We start from the raw sequence: 16,553 nt of genomic DNA, 5'->3' as shown, positions 1-16,553 counted from the left end.
GCTAACCAGTGGAGCGCCGGGACTAACCGCGCCTGGCCAGAGCGTAAACTATTCGCAGTTTTGAACGCCTGCGATCGGCTATTTCGAAGTCGCTTTTGCGCTGGTGGTATGGAACCCGACATTGTTCGATGTCAGACGCTCGTAGCTAATGACGCCGAAGACGTGCGATGATTGGTTGTATGAGTTCACCCCGGCTTGAGCGGCTTTTCGAGTCCTTGCCAGCGATAGATCGCAAATGACAGCGCCCAACTGACCAGGAAGACGCCGACGACGAGATAGCCGAAATTGGCCAAGCTGCCGTTGAGATCGTCCACCGCGCTCCAGAAGGTGCCTTCAAGCGCTAATTTGTTGGCGAGCAGGCCGAGTGCCTCGATGCCGCCGATCAGCAGCGCCACGACGACTGAGATCGCCGTAATCGTCAGATTGTACCAGATCTTGCGGATCGGATTGAGGAAAGCCCAGCCATAAGCACCGACCATCAAGACGCTGTCGGTCGTATCGACGAGCATCATGCCGGCGGCGAAGAGAGCCGGAAATATCATCACCGTAGTGAAGTCCAGCCCTCCTGAAGCTTGCCCGGCTGCGACGGTGAAAAGGCTGATTTCCGTCGCGGTATCGAATCCGAGGCCGAACAACAGACCGATCGCGAACATCTGCCAGCTCGCCGTCACCATGCGAAACAGTGGGCGCAAGAGCCGGGACAGCAAGCCACGACCGGACAGAAGCAGATCGAACTCATGCTCTCCAATTCGTTCGCCACGCCGCGCACGCTGAAAGCTTCGCCAGACATCGCGTAGGATCACAAGGTTGATGGCGGCAATCGTCAACAAGAAGAAGGCTGATGCACCGGTACCGATGATGCTGCCAACCGCCCGGAACTCCTGGAAACCGCTTTGCAGGGCGAGTGCCGCAGCTGCGATCGCGGCGACCGCCACTGCAACCGACAAGGAATGGCCAAAGGCGAAGAAAAGTCCGACCGCGAGAGGGTGCCTGCCATCCTGCATCAGCTTGCGAACGACATTGTCGATGGTCGCGATATGATCGGCATCGACGGCGTGCCGAAGGCCGAGCACATAGGCCAGCAAGCCTGTTGCCAGCAGCGTCGGCCTGTCGGACAGCGCTACCATGGCCCAGGTCCAGGCCAAGCAATTGATGGCCAACAAGAAGGCATAGAGCGAGATGATTCGACTACGCGAGGCCGCCGATCCGTCGTCTAAGGCAAGCTTTAGATATGAGAACATGATCAAAGCCGGTCCGGTCCGGTCAGACTGAAGACGAACCGACGGATACAGCATACGATGATCATGACCATTCGCAGCACGAGGTGGACAATTGCGCTGGTCGCAACGGCAGTGGAGTTGAGTGGCATTTCCTACTTTTCATGGCTGGCGCCTCCTTCGCGGTGCAGGTTTCGTGCCGCTCTGCTGGGCTGACGTGCTGGACCGCTTCGTGCGGCTCATACCGGCCGTGAGCTCGTGTCGCGCGATTGTGCCGCCGCGTTGACGCGTTGACGCGTTGACGCGTTGACGTTGCAACCTCGATCTGAGCCGTAGTCAAGTCTAACGAGCCAACCAGTGCCTCAGAGCACCCCGTCCGACGCATTGCGCATGACAATGGCTGCTAGCAGGTTTGCTGGCTGCGGTTCGCCGCTCTTGCCCCCTTCTCGGGATTGCGAATCCCGGTGGCAAAAAAGGGTCATCGTCTCGCCACTTACAGTTGCGCAGGGCCGCGCCGGCATTGTCCTGCCAGAACCCACCGAACCCCCTTGAAGAGCCTTTCGAACACTACCGATGACAAAGCGAAATGACCTCACGGGCGCGTCAAGCAGTCGCCGGCGAACAGCGTGAGACGCCGTGGCTGAAGAAAAAGAGGTAACTTTGCCTCTCAATCTCGGAGTTGCGGACGAGATCGAGGCTCCAAGACACTGCGGCTCTGCCTGCACAGCAACTCGGCGCGGCGCTAGCCCCACGCAGAAAAAAGGACGCTTGAAGACACTTAGGCGACTGGAAGGCTGACTTCGTCTCTGTCCTTCGTCATGGCGTCATAGACTTTGACCTGGAGCATGGGACGGCGCTTCTTAAGCTCTTGCGCTCCTGCCCAGTCGCCGTCTCTTGTCGCGAACTCGGTTTTCAATTGACCGTCGACTTCTAGCACATAACCGGAAGCGGGCAATCGACGAGCGGATGCAACCATCTTAATTCCTTAGCATCGACGAATCCGATCGATGCTCGCACCTAACCCGAGTCGCCTTCGGCAGGCCAGTAGGCAGGAGAGCAGCATCCGCGACCACGAAGCGGCAGGTTTATCGCCGCTCGTCGCAGAGGACTGCGCGCTCCATCACGGCGTTGACGACGACTTCCGCTGCTTGCTCTGGCGCCTGCTCCATTGTCCTGAGATGAATTTCGGGCGTTATCGGCGCTTCGTAGGACGCATCGATGCCCGTGAAGTTCTTGATCTCACCGGCTTTTGCCTTTGAGTAGAGACCTTTTGGATCCCGCCTTGCGCATTCCTCGATTGGCGTATCGACAAAGACTTCGATGAACTCGTCCTTGCCAATCAGACTGCGAACCATATCTCGTTCGGACCTGTAGGGAGAGATGAACGAACAGATCACGATCAAGCCGCTGTCCAGCATCAACTTGGCAACCTGTCCGGCACGCCGAATGTTTTCCACCCGCGCAGCCTTCGAGAAGCCCAGGTCCGCGTTCAATCCGTTCCGGAGGTCGTCACCATCCAGCAGCATGGCATGCCGCGACATTGCGAGCAGCTTCTGATCAACCATGTTGGCGATCGTCGACTTTCCCGCGCCAGACAGACCGGTGAACCAGACGACGCAAGGCTTCTGATCCTTGAGCGCGGCGCGCTCACTCCTGCCCACCGAAAGCGCCTGGCAGGAAACACTGGTGGCCCGCCGCAGCGGAAACGCAATCATGCCGGCGCCGACGGTGCGATTGGTGCAACGATCAATGACGATAAATGATCCGGTTTTCCGGTTGACGTCGTAAGGATCGAATGCGGTGGGCAGTGCAGTCGCAATATTGCAGAACGCGATCTCGTTGAGAGAAAGCGTCTCGGCAGCCAGGTGCTCACATGTGTTGACATCGATCCTATGCCGGATCGCGGTAATGCTGCCGGTTACCGTCTGCAAGCCAATCCGCAGGATGTAATTTCGTCCGAGAGCGAGCGACTCGTTGTCCATCCAGATCAGATAAGCGGCGAATTGATCGGCGACGCTGGGTCGTTCGGTTGGTCGCGTCAGAAGATCGCCACGGCCAATGTCGATCTCGTCTTCCAGCGTAATGGTGACGGCATCGCCGGCTTCGGCGTCGACAAGGTCGCCATCATAGGTCACGATCCGCCTGATGCGGGTGGTCCGTCCGGATGCGGCGACAACGATCTCGTCGCCTGCCGAGATCCTGCCGGAAGCCACCGATCCGGCGTAGCCGCGAAAATCCGGATCGGGCCGGTTCACCCATTGGACTGGAAAGCGGAACGCCTGGCTTGCGGTGTCGGACTGGATATCGACGCTCTCCAAATGCTCCATCAGGCATTGACCATGATACCACTTGGTATGGGCGGACCGGTCGACGACGTTGTCACCGTAGCGGGCAGAGATCGGGATCGGGACAATTGAGCTAAAGCCAAGGCCGGCGGCAAAGGCCAGATAGTCGGCGACGATCCGATCGAAGGCAGCCTTGCTGTATGCGACTAAGTCGATCTTGTTCACTGCCAGCACAACATGGCGAATGCCAAGCAGCGAACAAATGAAGGAGTGGCGGCGGGTCTGAACCAACACGCCCTTGCGGGCATCGATCAGGATGATTGCGAGCTGCGCATTCGAGGCGCCGGTTGCCATGTTGCGGGTGTACTGCTCGTGACCGGGAGTGTCAGCCACCATGAAAGAGCGCCGCGGCGTCGTGAAGAAGCGGTAGGCGACGTCGATCGTGATACCCTGCTCCCGTTCGGCCTTGAGCCCGTCCACGAGCAGCGCGAAGTCGATCTCGGCGCTGCCATGCCTGACGCTGTCGCGTTTCACCGCCGTGAGCTGATCTTGGTAGATCATCTTGCTGTCGTGCAACAACCGCCCGATCAGGGTCGATTTTCCATCGTCCACCGAGCCGCATGTTATGAAGCGCAGCTGGTCCCTTGCACCAGGGTGGACAGGTTTCGACAATGCTATGGAAATCATCAGAAGTAACCTTCCCGCTTCTTCTTCTCCATCGAAGCGGCTTCATCGGTATCAATCAGGCGCCCCTGACGCTCGGACACCGTCGCTGTCTGCATTTCTGCGACGACCTCTTCGATCGTCGTCGCATCGGATTCAATGGCCCCGCTCAAGGGATAACATCCCAGCGTGCGAAAGCGGATCATGCGCATTTGCGGCGTCTCATCGCAGTTGAGCGGCAATCGCCTGTCGTCGACCATGATCGTCGCGCCATTTCGGCGCACCGTGGGTCTTAGCTTTGCGAAGTAGAGCGGGACGACCTGGATTTTTTCGAGCATGATATATTCCCATACATCGAGCTCGGTCCAGTTTGACATCGCAAACACGCGCATGCTTTCGCCCTGGCGTATCCGTGTGTTGAACAGGCTCCAGAGCTCCGGCCGCTGGTTGCGGGGGTCCCATACGTGTCCGGCCGAACGGAAGGACAGTATCCGTTCCTTGGCACGGCTCTTTTCCTCGTCACGCCTGGCTCCGCCAAGCGCGGCATCAAATCCGTAAAGCTCGAGCGCCTGCTTCAGGGCGTCGGTCTTCATCACCTGGGTATGAAGCGCCGAGCCGGAGTCGATCGGATTGATTCCGCGCGCAGTGCCCTCCTCATTCACATGGACGATCAGCTCGACGCCGAGTCGTTTGGCCGTCGCGTCCCGGAAGCTGATCATCTCGCGGAACTTCCAAGTCGTGTCGACGTGAAGCAGGGGGAAAGGCACTTTTGCCGGATAGAACGCCTTGATCGCTATGTGCAGCAGCACGCTCGAGTCTTTTCCGATCGAGTAAAGCATGACCGGCCTTTTGAACTCGGCGGCCACCTCACGCATGATTTCGATCGATTCAGCTTCAAGACGGCGCAGATGTTGTGGCAGCATATATGTTCTTTTCTCGGTTCTGCAGCGCCGGCCCAGAGGAGGAAGTCGGGTGCGGAGCGAGCTCGCCGGTGCGCTTGGCTATCCAAGTGATCAAGTGCCGGTTGGGCAGTAGACCGACTGACACACCCCGGGCAGGTCGCGTTCTACCGTGGTGCCGCCGGCGCCTGCCTCACACGCTTTTGGCGTAGATCAGTTCGTTGGGGGGGGGGCCTGGCTAAATCAGCCAGCGTGTTTTGATCGCAAGCATCGAGATCACCCTAAGCCATCTTGAGGATCTGCTCAAGCCGCGCGACCTCACCTCGCAAGAGCTCGATCGCCGCATCACGAGTCCGAATAGCATCCAGCCCTGCGGCTCGATCAGCTTCTGACGCCAACAGTGCCTGTTGCAACTGCGCTCTCATTGAATCGGCCAGCCGCAAATTTTCCGCAATACTGGCGGCGGACAGATCCTGCGGCTGGACCACGGACATGTCGCACTTGGAACGAAAGCTCTCCGGAACCTGCGGAGCAGGGTGGACTTGCCCGGATTGAGATAACCCGCACAATGCTCCCGCCTTGCCAGTTCGCAAATTCCGCCAGGTTTGGAATATTTGTCGATGAAGTTCAGTTAGCCGAGGCCCCCTATCCACAACTCCGGCTTGCTGTGCTTGCAGCAGCTCCGCCTCATATCCCAGTTCTGTCAGAAGCCTGGTGCCGACCAGATCGGTCACAGTTTGCATCTCTTCGATGCTTAGTTGGGATTGCCATGTCTTGACAGAGTTTTGATCGACCGCATTTCGTTCCAGGATTTTTCGATCTCCAAAGCTGCTGGATCGAAGATAATCTACTTGTTCTATGCTGGCCGCTGCGGTTGCCGCGGGATCACAGTCGAGCCCACTTAGCAGGCGCCGAAGCTCTTCGTCTGGATGCGTCACGAGCAGCTCATATCTTACCAGCTGTGTGCGCGGGCGCGAGCGGTGCGCGGCGAGCATCGGAAGGCCCAGAACCAAATCGGCAATTGAAGATATTAAGGCATCAGGCAGACGGAGCATGAGATCGGCGAGACTAGATACGCTGACCGAGTAGGAGCTTTCGGCTCGAAGCGGGATGCCCCACGTGGATTTCAGTGAAGCCGCGATGGCATAAGGATTGCGTATCAAAAGGATGTGTGGTGCCTCCGGATAGACACGTTCAAGGAATTCGAGCGCCGCCCAATAGCGGGGCGTTTTGTCTATGATGATCCGCTTGCCGGCTGTTGCCAGATACTGACCATATGCTGCATCGGCAAAAGCGCGGCTGGCAATTGTCCGATCGATGCGCCCCAGGAATTCGGAGGTTGCGCTCTCAATCAGCAAAGATCCTGCCGGGTGGCGCTGATCCACCTTGCCGATTGCCTCGAGCGCCAGCATCAACCAGGGTTCAGGCGGAGCTACAATATCTGGATGTTGCTGGAGCAGGTGCGCGAGGAGTGTCGTCCCCGATCGTGGAAGTCCGAGAAGAAAGCAGACCGCGGGCGAACGGCCAAAAGCATCGCTCATAGTTCGGACCTCATGCTTGAAAAAGTGAACCGCGACGCTCGTTTGACTTCGAAGAGGAGCCAGGCGCTGAACAGTTAGGGACGACTGCTTGCGTACCAGCTATCGCTGCGACAGGAATTTGCGGCTCATGATTCGATAGCCGTTCGGTTCGATCGATTGGACGAGATCGCAGACGCATTTGTCAGCTGCGATGCCCCCGATTGCTCGACAGTCGAGATGAAGTCAAGGGCCAGCTCAATTGCGCGAAGACTGGCTGCGGATTCGAAAGGCTGCAAAGAATTCTAATGCTTAGCAGGTACCTGCGCGCGGCACATGGGGAGTTGCTATGTGCAGTCGACGTGCTGCCGTTTTTCTCGACCATTGAAAGCATAAATGCGACATGCACCATGCACTTCGCTGTCTTGGCATAGGCCGGAAGAGTCCGGCAATAGAACGGAGAGCTCGGCGAGAGGGACAAGAAAGCACACAGGCGGACATCTGAAATGCCAGGCGGATCAGATCTTTCAGCGCGCGCTATCCGCCGCAACTGTCTGCGGTCAACACAATGAGCGCGTAGCGGCTCTGCCCGCCGTGCTATCGCAAGTCCCACAATCCGTCCGAACTGTACCAAGTATCTGAGTTGCTTGCTCTTGCGGCGTTGTCCCGATTTGTGATCCGCGCTAATAAAAGTCTGTGAAGGATGGAACCTTGGCTCACCATGCCGCCGGATTTACCTAATCCAGCAACCGCGCCTTATCGTATCTCCACTGACGGACAGGAGATATTCCGGCCGTTCATGTGGGAGATCAGATCGATCAGTGCCTGCCTCGAAGAACTCGCCAAATTCCGTGCCAATATGCTTGGCATCACTGGGCCACAGTGGATGATCCTGATGGCAGTGGACTACCTGGGCAAAGAAAAAGGTGTGTCCGTCAACCTGGTGTCACGGTTGATGCACGTCGATCCTTCTTTCGTCACGACCCACTCAAAACTCCTGGAGAAAAAGGGATTCCTGCGGCGCAAACCCTCCACAGCCGATGCGCGAGTAGTTCAGATGTCGCTGACCGCCAAAACGCGCAAGCATCTCGCAAGTTTGACGCCTCGAGAGGAAGCGCAGGATATACAGGCTTTTGACGAGTTCGGCCCTGACGGATCAAGCGAGTTCATTACCGGGCTGGCCGCAGTGAGGCATCGCTTGGAGAAGGCCCGCTCTGGCATCCAGACCAAAACGAGCAATCGTCAGAAATGAAGCTGGCTAACCATCCGACTCTCCCGGCCTTCGAATATTTCGTGAGGCGGCGCGGTCGAAGGTGGTTATGGTCCCTTCACACCGCCGAAGGCGCGCAGGTGATGAGGGGTTTCGCACGCAATCGCTCCGCCGCCGTCTATCAAGCTAACAGAGCGCTTTTTCAGTTGCTGCTGAGCGCGCCTTATCGCTTGGCAGCTCAAGTTCACCAACAAACTCCGCGGCCACCGCTTACGCCAAAGCTTTAGCCTAGCATGAGCTTCAACTGCGGCGGCGTGGGTGTCAAGACTTGCAGCGATGCGGTTTGCTAATTGGAGCGCCCCCTCTCGCCGTCTCCGAGAACAATCGAGGCCCTTGACGGCGATCCGCCGCATTCCTCGACCCCTTAACGGGAACGAGCGACCATCGAAACAATTTCCAACCTTGAAACATTCGAAGCAGGACCGGTTGTACGATTGTCTCGTCGCTCTCGATCATACCGGGGGCCTTCGCGGCCGTACTCCTTTAAACCTCAAGGCTCACGAAGCACTGGAGCCCTTTCCTCGAGAGTGACAGACCAAGCGCGTGAAAAGCTCTTTCCACAAAGCAATTGGCAACCCCTGCAAAACAATTTCAACGGCCGTAAAGGGCGGCCTGCGACCGCCCTTTTGTGCCGGCTACCAGCGCTGCTAAGTAAGCTACCGCTGATGTCCGAGTCCTATTCCGAGATTTAACGCCTTCTGGCGCAACGCACCGACGCTGCGTTTGGTCATTTTTGCAATTTTTATGACGGGAGTCCGAGCCTTCGAATGGACTTTGAGCTCCTTGATATCTGCCTTGGTCCACTCGCGCCGCTTAACGCGTTTCTTGGTTGCTTTTTTCACAGTGAATGCTCCTTTTGAGAGGTGCGGCTTGTAACATAGTTTTTTAGGAGCGACGACCGTAAAAAAAGAGGCAATCATGGGAACTCGCGCCATGATATGTATTCAGAAAACAACGCAGCTCGACTATTGTGAACTTAGTACAGATGCCGTCTTGAGGGGCTTCGCCTGGTTATTCGAAGCTAAGCCCGCAGACTAGCATGTTGCTGGAAGGAAGTGAGCAAGCAGGGTGTGGTAGGCTTGCACAAACTCCGAATCAGGCATGTTCGTGATTTGTATTAGGCGGGGAGGCTCAACGCTCGAGGACTAGGTGGTGTGGACTCTAAGGATTCCCTTTTAGGAGCAAATCAGATTCAAGGCTGCTTTTGGGGAGGCCGCCTTGGGTGTGATGGACCGTTTGGTATTGAGCGACGCGGCGTGGGAGCGGATGGCGCCGTTGATTATAGGGCGCCCCGATCAGAAGGGTTCGACCGGGCGCGACAACCGAATGTTCGTTGAAGGAGTGCTGTGGATCGTGCGTACGGGGTCTCCCTGGCGCGATCTCCCGGAGGTCTTCGGCGATTGGAACAGCGTGTTCCGGCGCTTCAGCCGATGGAGCATCAAGGGTGTTTGGTGGCGGATCTTCGAGGCGATGTCCGATGATCCGGACTTCGAATATCTGATCGTCGATTCCACCATCGTTCGGGTGCATCAGCACGCTGCCGGCGCCAAAAAAGGGGGTCTGAAGATCAGGCGATCGGCCGCTCGCGCGGGGGCCTGAGCACCAAGATACATCTGGCCGTTCGAGGCTTGGGATGTCCGGTGCGGTTCACGCTGACCGCGGGTCAGAGGGCGATGCACCGCAAGCCGCCGCATTGATCGAAGGCTTGTCCGCCGAGGTCGTCATGGCCGACGCCGCCTATGACGCCGATCACTTGCGCCAAGCCATCGCGGCCAAAGGCGCGCTCGCCGTCATTCCCAACAACCCGTCACGCGCGCTCAAATACCCACTCGACAAGCATCTCTACGCCCAGCGTCATCTCGTCGAATGCTGCTTCTCAAAGCTCAAGCAGTTCCGACGTGTCGCAACCCGCTTCGAAAAAACGGCCCGGAATTACCGGGCCGTCGTCACTCTCGCTGCCATTGTTCTATGGATGCGCTAGTGTCCAACCACCTAGGAGATATCGTAGCAATCTCTACCACGGTCGCCCTACTACGCTTGGCGCGCTGCGCTGTCTAGACTGTCAGAGCCTCCTTGCGCTGGCGAGAACACCAGATCGAATCTCCTCTTCGTACCCGTCGTCCGGTCTCGGCTCAAGGTTGGAGGGACAAGTGTGTTCTTATGAACAGGCAGCTTTCACCTCTCTTGACGCAGGCCGAGAACGGCAAACGCTGGATTGACCGCCCGCGATGATCTCTCATAGAGGGGCTTCGGATGACGTTAAGATGAGCGGCCACCGCTTCAGCCTTAATGGCGCGATCTTCCTCCAATTTTCTTTTGATGTGATGTATGCATATTTGGCGAGAAAGGAAGACGAAGCCGCCGCCTGATGGTTCGCAATCGGTGCTATTGCGCCGCGAAAAATGCGGCCGCCTTATTGGGCCAAGGCGCGATAAGATGGCTTAGCCTGACCGATCCAAAGCTGACCGGCGTTATCGATCGACTTTTTCCTCGCCGCGAGGCCGTCCTCAAGCTTGCCGGACAATGCGACCTCGCGGTGTCTCGGTAGCCAGACGTGCTGCCGAGCATTTGTTGCGATCATGGCGCATTGCTGCCCTGGCAATGGAAGCTCCTGCGCCGAGCCGACAAGCCCGCCGATCAGCAGGTCGCCTGACCTTTACGCAATGCCATTCATGGAGCTCGCCGTGCCCGCGTTCATGCGTCGCTCAGGTGGTCTCGTCGTATGCGTACTCAGCTCCTCACGTGAGACACTATGATGCTTTGCGAACACGCCGATTGCGGATTTTCGATCGGCGAGAAGCGCATTTACAGGCACGCGCCCTGTTCAGCTGAAGCCGACACCAGCGTCTAGTCGGTCCCGCAGTGCCGGTCGACTGATGACAAGATCGTTGAGGTTGAGGCTGAGGTTCAGGTCCGGCCGCCTTGCTGCCAATCGTTTTACAAGTTCCCGGGTGCCGTCCACGACAAAGACGCCGCAGTCATAGCCGTTCTGCTGCTGTCTTATCGGGGCCCGTTGCAGGTTAGCGTCGAGCCGTCCTGCGAGTACCGCTGCGGGCCTGTCATTGTATTCCTGGGTGGAGTCATAGTGAAAGGCGATCGGCCCGCCCCAATTGCGGCGGTCAACCAGCAGCAGCGACCAGTGACGGCCGCGCTGATGTCTATCCGTATCGCTGGCATCGCTTACCGGCAGAAACAGGAAGTCGACGGTATCATGACGAACCCACCCTAATGCTCGTTCGGCTATCTCCTTGGAGGGGGATCGCAGCATTTGGGCTATCAGGGGATCCACAAACCGCGTCCGGGCGGCGAGATCCGGATTGTTCTGCCGCAACTCCTGCGCCAGGAGCTCATAGTCCCGCTGGATATGCTCGTCACCCAACCACTGGGTGGGGCCGAGGACGGCCTCGCTGTGCTGGCCGGAAGAGGCAACGGCAGCCGAGGGGCCGATTTGAGCACCCTGGACGGGAGACGGGCGAGGATGATGGATGACCTGCGCACCGCGGCGTCCTAGCGGCCCCAGTGGGATCGAGCGGGTCTCACCATTGACGGAGACCTGGGTTGGGCCGCTGGACTGGGGCGGCAGGACCTCGATGTTATCCCGGACATTGTGTAAGAAATCCGGCACCGGCTGGCGGCCATCCTGCCAATCCGCGTCGACTCGGTGTCCGATGTCCTCAAGCGCCTGACGTACGCCCGACCGCCCGACGAAGAACGCGGGTTTACCGGCAGGGCTGAGCACTGGCGCTGACTGAGCATCGTCGCGCATCTGCTGCGGCGTGTGCGGCAGATCAACGAAAGACTGAAGACCGCGGAAGGTATCTCCCGACTGAGCTGGCGCGTCCGACGGTCCGGTGAAGAGCGGCGGTTTGGCGGCAGTCCCACCCACCGGCGCGGACTGAGCATCGTCAAGCATCTGCTGTGGCGTGTACGGCAGATCAACGAAAGACTGAAGACCGCGGAAGGTGTCTGCCGACTGAGCTGGCGCGTCCGATGATCCGGTGAAGAACGGCGGGTTGGCGACAGCCCCGCCCGCCGGCGCTGACTGAGCATCGTCAAGCATCTGCTGCGGCGTGTACGGCAGATCAACGAAAGACTGAAGACCGCGGAAGGTGTCTGCCGATTGAGCTGGCGCATCCGATGGTCCGGTGAAGAGCGGCGGTTTGGCGACAGCCCCGCCCACCGGCGCTGACTGAGCATCGTCACGCATCTGCTGTGGCGTGTACGGCAGATCAACGAAAGACCGAAGTCCGCGGAAGGTGTCTGCCGACTGAGCTGGCCCATCCGATGGTCCGGTGAAGAGCGGCGGTCTGGCCACAGTTCCACTCACCGGCGCTGACTGGGCATCGTCGCGCATCTGCTGCGGCGTATACGGCAGGTCAACGAAAGAGTCGAGACCTTGGTAGATCGCCGACGACCCATCTGGTACCGCTTCCGGCGTCGGCCGCTCAAAATCGTGCGGCAGGTGCGGCGACCACGTTGAACTCGACTCCTCACGCCGCGGCTCCTCACCCGCCTGTTCAGGGGAGACGCCCAGCGCAGCGTTCGCCTTGACGAGCCATAGGTAGCTCCGAAGACGATCGAAGCCCATGTCATCGTTTCGGCTGGCTTTTTTAAAGTCCACGTGATCGTCGTTCAACGACTTTTGCTGCTCACTGGTGCCGGTAAGCCGGCTCACTATGCTCCCTCGCCCGTTCCTTTGTAGCCAAGCGCCGAATCTTCGTTGGTTGCCGGCCAGATTTTGAACAACTTTTCTCCTAGTATCCTCGGAGTTGAGCAGGCTCAGCTCTGCCTTTTCCAGGCTATCAATGATGCGGGCGTCATCGGGATAAAGATGCAATGTGGGCGACGGGACAGTATGACCGCGGGCTTTCTGAGACGCACCCACTCCGGAAACGTGGTCGGCATCGCCGACCTTGCCTAACGCGATCAATAGATGCTCGTCCTTTGGGAACAACTTCTGAGCAAATGCGATGCGCGCAGCGTGGTCTAGCCCGGATATCGAGTAGCCCTCTGATTTAAGGGCGTTAGAAAATCTGCGAAGACTACGATCATAAAGAGCAACGCTGCACGACGTCATGCCGCTGGCATTAAGCCGCTCTGAGAGGGGGGCGTCTTCCGCTGAGGGGATCGTGCGCGGCCGCCCGCCAGAAGCTACATAGCTCCGATCATGATACGAACGAAGGATATTCAACCCCTTCTTCATGTCTTCGTCTTTTGGGAAGTAAGTCTTGACGTGACGGACCAAGGACTCGTGGTCCCCCAGAACAATCGTTTGGCGATGAGCGCCAAGATGATTTCCAAGTCGACGAAGCGCCTGAGTATAGCGCTTAACCGTCTTCGGGCTTGGCTTTTTCTGATCCGCATATTGGGCAATCGCCTTATCGATAACGTCTCGATGTTCTGTAGAGAGATCGGGATGGTAGTTGCGGCCGCCACGGGAGACAGGACCCGGATCGGGTGGGCGCGCCTCGGCCAAGTGCTGCTCAAAGCCCGCTTGCCCGGCCTGGCCGCCCTGGTTCTCTTCCAAGACGGCGTGATGCACCTGGGACCAAGCTGTTACATTGGATGGATCGGAATTGTACGGGTCCACGCTAGCCTCACGTCCAAGAAATCAATTGATCTGATCCTATCTGGATAGGCTTTCCGGAAGCTGACGAGGCCGTCGCTTGTGGAACAATGCATCGCCACATCCGCAACATGAAACGCCCCCCGCGGGCTCTCAATCGTCGCAGGCTTCGTGGGTTTCAGGACCCGCCTTCCTTGCCGCCGATGACGCCTTCCGCCGGCATGGGAGCCGAGGACTCGTCATTGCTCTGGTTGCAAAGCGGCATACGGCGGCACCGCAGGTGCACGCATAGGTGCCAAGCCGCAGTTGATCCATGGATCGCTCTCGCAAATCCGCGACGAGCCTTCCGCGATTCGCTCCTGCTTCATTCGCTCTCTCATCGGCTATTCACGGAGAGGGCGCTGGGACGACTTCGCCCGCTTCCTCGACGATGGCAGGATCTGCATAACCACAATTGTGCTGGGCGTGCATTGAGAGGCATCGTTTTGGAAGGTGAACTGGACCTTCGCCGGCAACCAGCGCGGCGCCAACCGGGCCGCCATCATGTTGACGATGATCACGACCTGTCGCCTTGACGAGGTCAACCCAAGGCTTGGTTCGCCCACGTCCTCGCCGGTATTGCCAAATCTTCCCGCATCGCGTCTGCACGAATTGCCCTGATCAACAAGTTATCGCTGCCAGTCCTTGCGACCACGCGTCTTTCAGTTGCCCCGCGGACCACCGGAACGGCCGAGCTAGCACTCTCGTCCCAGCTCGCTATTACGCTGGCCCATCTGCACTATTTGGACCGGCGCCTCGTCGGGCTCGTCATCGGCGAGGGCGCGCCAGGCCGCGCCATCGAGATCGTCATACTGACCACTGTTCAGCGCCCACAGAAAGCCGAGCAGGCCAACGAAGCCCAGTGCAAGAGCGAGTGGAACCAGATAGAGCAGAACCTCCATCAGACTGCCTCGCCCCTTCGCGCCCGCAGCGCATTGAGCATGACCAGCACGGACGAACCTGACATCGCCGCGGCGGCAATTAGCGGCGTCACCAGGCCGGCGATCGCAACCGGGACTGCCAGGACATTGTAGACGACAGCGAGCCAAAGGTTCTGCCGCATCAGCCGCAGCGCCTTGCGCGAGGTCATAACCGCCGTCATCACGGGCCAAAGACGCTCACCGAGGAAGACCGCATCAGCGACCGCCTGGCTCATATGAGTGGCCGTAACAGGGGACATCGAGGCATGAGCCGTTGCGAGCGCGGGCGCGTCGTTCAAGCCATCGCCGACCATCAGCACCTTGTATCCCTCGTCCGTCAGGCCTTCGACCCGGGCGACCTTATCCGTCGGCGAGACGGCGGCGCGCCAATTTTGAATGCCGAGCGTCTCGGCCGTGCGCCGAACTGCTGGCTCGCGATCTCCCGACACGATCTCTACCGCGACCCCAAGGCTCACGAGGCCCGCGACGACCTCATGCGCGTCTGGCCGCATGCGTTGGCGGACGGCGAAGACGTGCTTGCTGTCGCCGTGTCTAAAGGCGACGATAGAAGCCTCTGGATCTCGGCAAAGAGCCTGATCGGCGAGGCTGTCAGCGCCACAGAAGGACGGGCGGCCGAGCCGGATCTCCGACCCTTGATAGTAACCCCTAACACCCTGCCCCAGCTCCTCTTCGATATCGGCCAGCGGCTCGCTTGCGCCAGCAGCTCGGGCCACGGCCGTGGCGACCGGATGGCGGCTCGATAATGCAAGCCGGCCCGCCAATTCGACGACATCTTCCGGGATGTTGGCGAGATTGGCGACATCGAGCTCCAGCAACGTCAGCGTTCCGGTCTTGTCGAAGACCACCCGGTTCACTTCGGCCATGCGCTCGATCGCATCCCCGGCGTTAAGCAGCACTCCGGACCTGAACAGCACGCCGGACGCCACGGTCTGCACCGCCGGTATAGCCAGACCCAGCGCGCAAGGACACGTGATGATCAAGACCGCGATCGCCGTGACGATCGCATCATGGAAGGTTGCGCCAGAGGCAAGCCAACCGAGCATCGTCAGAAAGGCAGTTGCATGGACGATCGGGGATAGAGCCGCGAGGCGCGCTCGGCTAGGCGTAGGTAGCGCGAGCGGGCTTGCAGGGCATGATCAAGTAGCCGACAAATCTCGGCGAGCAGCGTGTCCTGCGAGGCCGCCACCGCGCGAACGCGCAAGGTACCCGATCGCACCAATGTACCGGCGAACACCGCGCTGCCGGGCACCACTAGCGCGGGCAAGGTCTCACCCGTAATGAGGCTTTGATCGACCTCGGAGCGGCCGTCGATCACGTCGCCATCGACGGTACAGCATTCGCCGGGTCGGACCAGCACGACGTCGCCCGGTTTGATCGTTGATGCCGGAACGGTTCTGATCTCCGTCGGGCTTATGAACTTCGCGGCGGTCTCCGCCTTGAGCGCGGCAAGATTGCCGGCGAAGGCGCGGGTGCGCCGCCTCACGTTCTGGTCGAGATAGCGGCCTGCGAGTAGGAAGGCGATCAACATGATCGCCGCGTCAAAATATGCATACTCGGCATGAGCGATGGTCTCGATCAGCGACGACGCCAACGCGAGTACGATGCCGATGCTGATCGGCACGTCCATATTGGCCCCGCGCGCCCGTAGCGCGGTAAAAGCTGAGAAGAAGAACGGCTGCGCCGAATAAGCCGCGGCAGGAAGCACGATCAGCGCGGAGAGCCAGTGAAAGAAGTCGCGCTGCTCCGGCAGCATGTCCGAGACATTGCCGGACCATACCGGGATCGAGAGCATCATAACGTTCATCGCGGCAAAAGCAGCCACGCCCAGCCGCCGCAGTAAGTCCCGCGCCCGCTCCGATTCCAGTGTCTCCGCATTGTGCTGTTGAAAGGGATATGCGCGATAGCCCAGTTCAGCGAGCCGCTTGATGAATAGCGCTGGATCGAGCGCGCCTGCTTTCCATTCCAGCGCCAGTCGGTTGTCGGTGAGATTCACGCGCGCCGAGGTCACGTCCGGAATGCTCGATAGATTGCGCTCGATCTTGCCCATGCAGCCCGCGCAATTGATCCCTTCTACCGCGAGGTCGAGTTGGACGAAGCCCGTGCCTGTCCTCTTCAAATAGTGCGAAAAGTCGACGTCCTCCTGCATGCTCATCTGC

9 protein-coding genes, 3 pseudogenes and 1 riboswitch are annotated in these 16,553 nt (G+C 59.1%); of the genes and pseudogenes, 3 read left to right on the top strand and 9 right to left on the bottom strand.

Features of this window, described 5'->3' with window-relative positions; genetic code table 11:
- Window positions 1-185: 185 nt before the first annotated feature.
- From ACVISU_RS30125 to noeE, 5 genes are all read right to left on the bottom strand, one after another.
- On the bottom strand, window positions 186-1,295 hold the full coding sequence (locus ACVISU_RS30125) for a HoxN/HupN/NixA family nickel/cobalt transporter (RefSeq protein WP_456709363.1): 1,110 nt from the start codon (window positions 1,293-1,295) through the stop codon (window positions 186-188).
- Window positions 1,296-1,605: 310 nt separating this feature from the next.
- Window positions 1,606-1,804, bottom strand: a riboswitch (cobalamin riboswitch).
- Window positions 1,805-1,995: 191 nt separating this feature from the next.
- Window positions 1,996-2,193 carry a hypothetical protein gene (locus tag ACVISU_RS30120; protein ID WP_456709362.1) on the bottom strand — a complete coding sequence of 66 codons (198 nt, stop codon included), beginning with the start codon at window positions 2,191-2,193 and terminating at the stop codon, window positions 1,996-1,998.
- A gap of 109 nt (window positions 2,194-2,302) precedes the next feature.
- Window positions 2,303-4,189, bottom strand: coding sequence for a sulfate adenylyltransferase subunit CysN (gene cysN / locus ACVISU_RS30115; protein WP_456709361.1), 1,887 nt, complete (start codon window positions 4,187-4,189; stop codon window positions 2,303-2,305).
- Window positions 4,189-5,088, bottom strand: coding sequence for a sulfate adenylyltransferase subunit CysD (gene cysD, locus ACVISU_RS30110; protein WP_456709360.1), 900 nt, complete (start codon window positions 5,086-5,088; stop codon window positions 4,189-4,191). Before cysD ends, cysN begins: the two co-directional genes overlap by 1 nt.
- Window positions 5,089-5,345: 257 nt before the next feature.
- Complete coding sequence (gene noeE / locus ACVISU_RS30105; RefSeq protein WP_456709359.1) at window positions 5,346-6,605, bottom strand: nodulation protein NoeE; 1,260 nt, start codon at window positions 6,603-6,605, stop codon at window positions 5,346-5,348.
- Window positions 6,606-7,284: 679 nt separating this feature from the next.
- On the opposite strand from noeE, the gene ACVISU_RS30100 reads away from it, so the two are divergent.
- A complete protein-coding gene (locus ACVISU_RS30100; protein WP_456709358.1) occupies window positions 7,285-7,833 on the top strand; it encodes a MarR family winged helix-turn-helix transcriptional regulator in 549 nt (182 codons plus the stop codon).
- A 674-nt stretch (window positions 7,834-8,507) separates the two neighbouring features.
- Here ACVISU_RS30100 and ACVISU_RS30095 read toward each other — a convergent pair.
- Window positions 8,508-8,693: a hypothetical protein gene (locus ACVISU_RS30095; RefSeq protein WP_076829490.1), complete on the bottom strand. Its 186-nt coding sequence runs from the start codon at window positions 8,691-8,693 to the stop codon at window positions 8,508-8,510.
- 376 nt (window positions 8,694-9,069) lie between these two features.
- On the opposite strand from ACVISU_RS30095, the pseudogene ACVISU_RS30090 reads away from it, so the two are divergent.
- Window positions 9,070-9,832 (top strand): annotated as a pseudogene (locus ACVISU_RS30090) (IS5 family transposase).
- 843 nt (window positions 9,833-10,675) lie between these two features.
- On the opposite strand, the gene ACVISU_RS30085 reads toward ACVISU_RS30090, so the two are convergent.
- A complete protein-coding gene (locus ACVISU_RS30085; RefSeq protein ID WP_456709357.1) occupies window positions 10,676-13,441 on the bottom strand; it encodes a Ulp1 family isopeptidase in 2,766 nt (921 codons plus the stop codon).
- Window positions 13,442-13,816: 375 nt separating this feature from the next.
- Between ACVISU_RS30085 and ACVISU_RS30080 the strand changes: the two are divergent.
- Window positions 13,817-14,077 (top strand): annotated as a pseudogene (locus ACVISU_RS30080) (IS66 family transposase); the annotation flags it as partial.
- 74 nt (window positions 14,078-14,151) lie between these two features.
- Here ACVISU_RS30080 and ccoS read toward each other — a convergent pair.
- Together ccoS and ACVISU_RS30070 are read right to left on the bottom strand one after the other, a co-directional pair.
- Window positions 14,152-14,358: a cbb3-type cytochrome oxidase assembly protein CcoS gene (gene ccoS, locus ACVISU_RS30075; RefSeq protein ID WP_456709356.1), complete on the bottom strand. Its 207-nt coding sequence runs from the start codon at window positions 14,356-14,358 to the stop codon at window positions 14,152-14,154.
- Window positions 14,358-16,543, bottom strand: a pseudogene (locus ACVISU_RS30070) (heavy metal translocating P-type ATPase). Before ACVISU_RS30070 ends, ccoS begins: the two are co-directional and overlap by 1 nt.
- Window positions 16,544-16,553: the final 10 nt, after the last annotated feature.

This window comes from Bradyrhizobium sp. USDA 4452 (assembly GCF_054063575.1).
The sequence above is the reverse complement of the archived record's forward strand: the minus strand, read 5'-3'. Positions and strand labels throughout refer to the sequence as shown.

Coding starts and splice junctions, on each gene's coding strand:
- ACVISU_RS30125 (WP_456709363.1), bottom strand. CDS start 1,295: ATGCTGTATCCGTCGGTTCGTCTTCAGTCTGACCGGACCGGACCGGCT.
- ACVISU_RS30120 (WP_456709362.1), bottom strand. CDS start 2,193: ATGGTTGCATCCGCTCGTCGATTGCCCGCTTCCGGTTATGTGCTAGAA.
- cysN (WP_456709361.1), bottom strand. CDS start 4,189: ATGATTTCCATAGCATTGTCGAAACCTGTCCACCCTGGTGCAAGGGAC.
- cysD (WP_456709360.1), bottom strand. CDS start 5,088: ATGCTGCCACAACATCTGCGCCGTCTTGAAGCTGAATCGATCGAAATC.
- noeE (WP_456709359.1), bottom strand. CDS start 6,605: ATGAGCGATGCTTTTGGCCGTTCGCCCGCGGTCTGCTTTCTTCTCGGA.
- ACVISU_RS30100 (WP_456709358.1), top strand. CDS start 7,285: ATGGAACCTTGGCTCACCATGCCGCCGGATTTACCTAATCCAGCAACC.
- ccoS (WP_456709356.1), bottom strand. CDS start 14,358: ATGGAGGTTCTGCTCTATCTGGTTCCACTCGCTCTTGCACTGGGCTTC.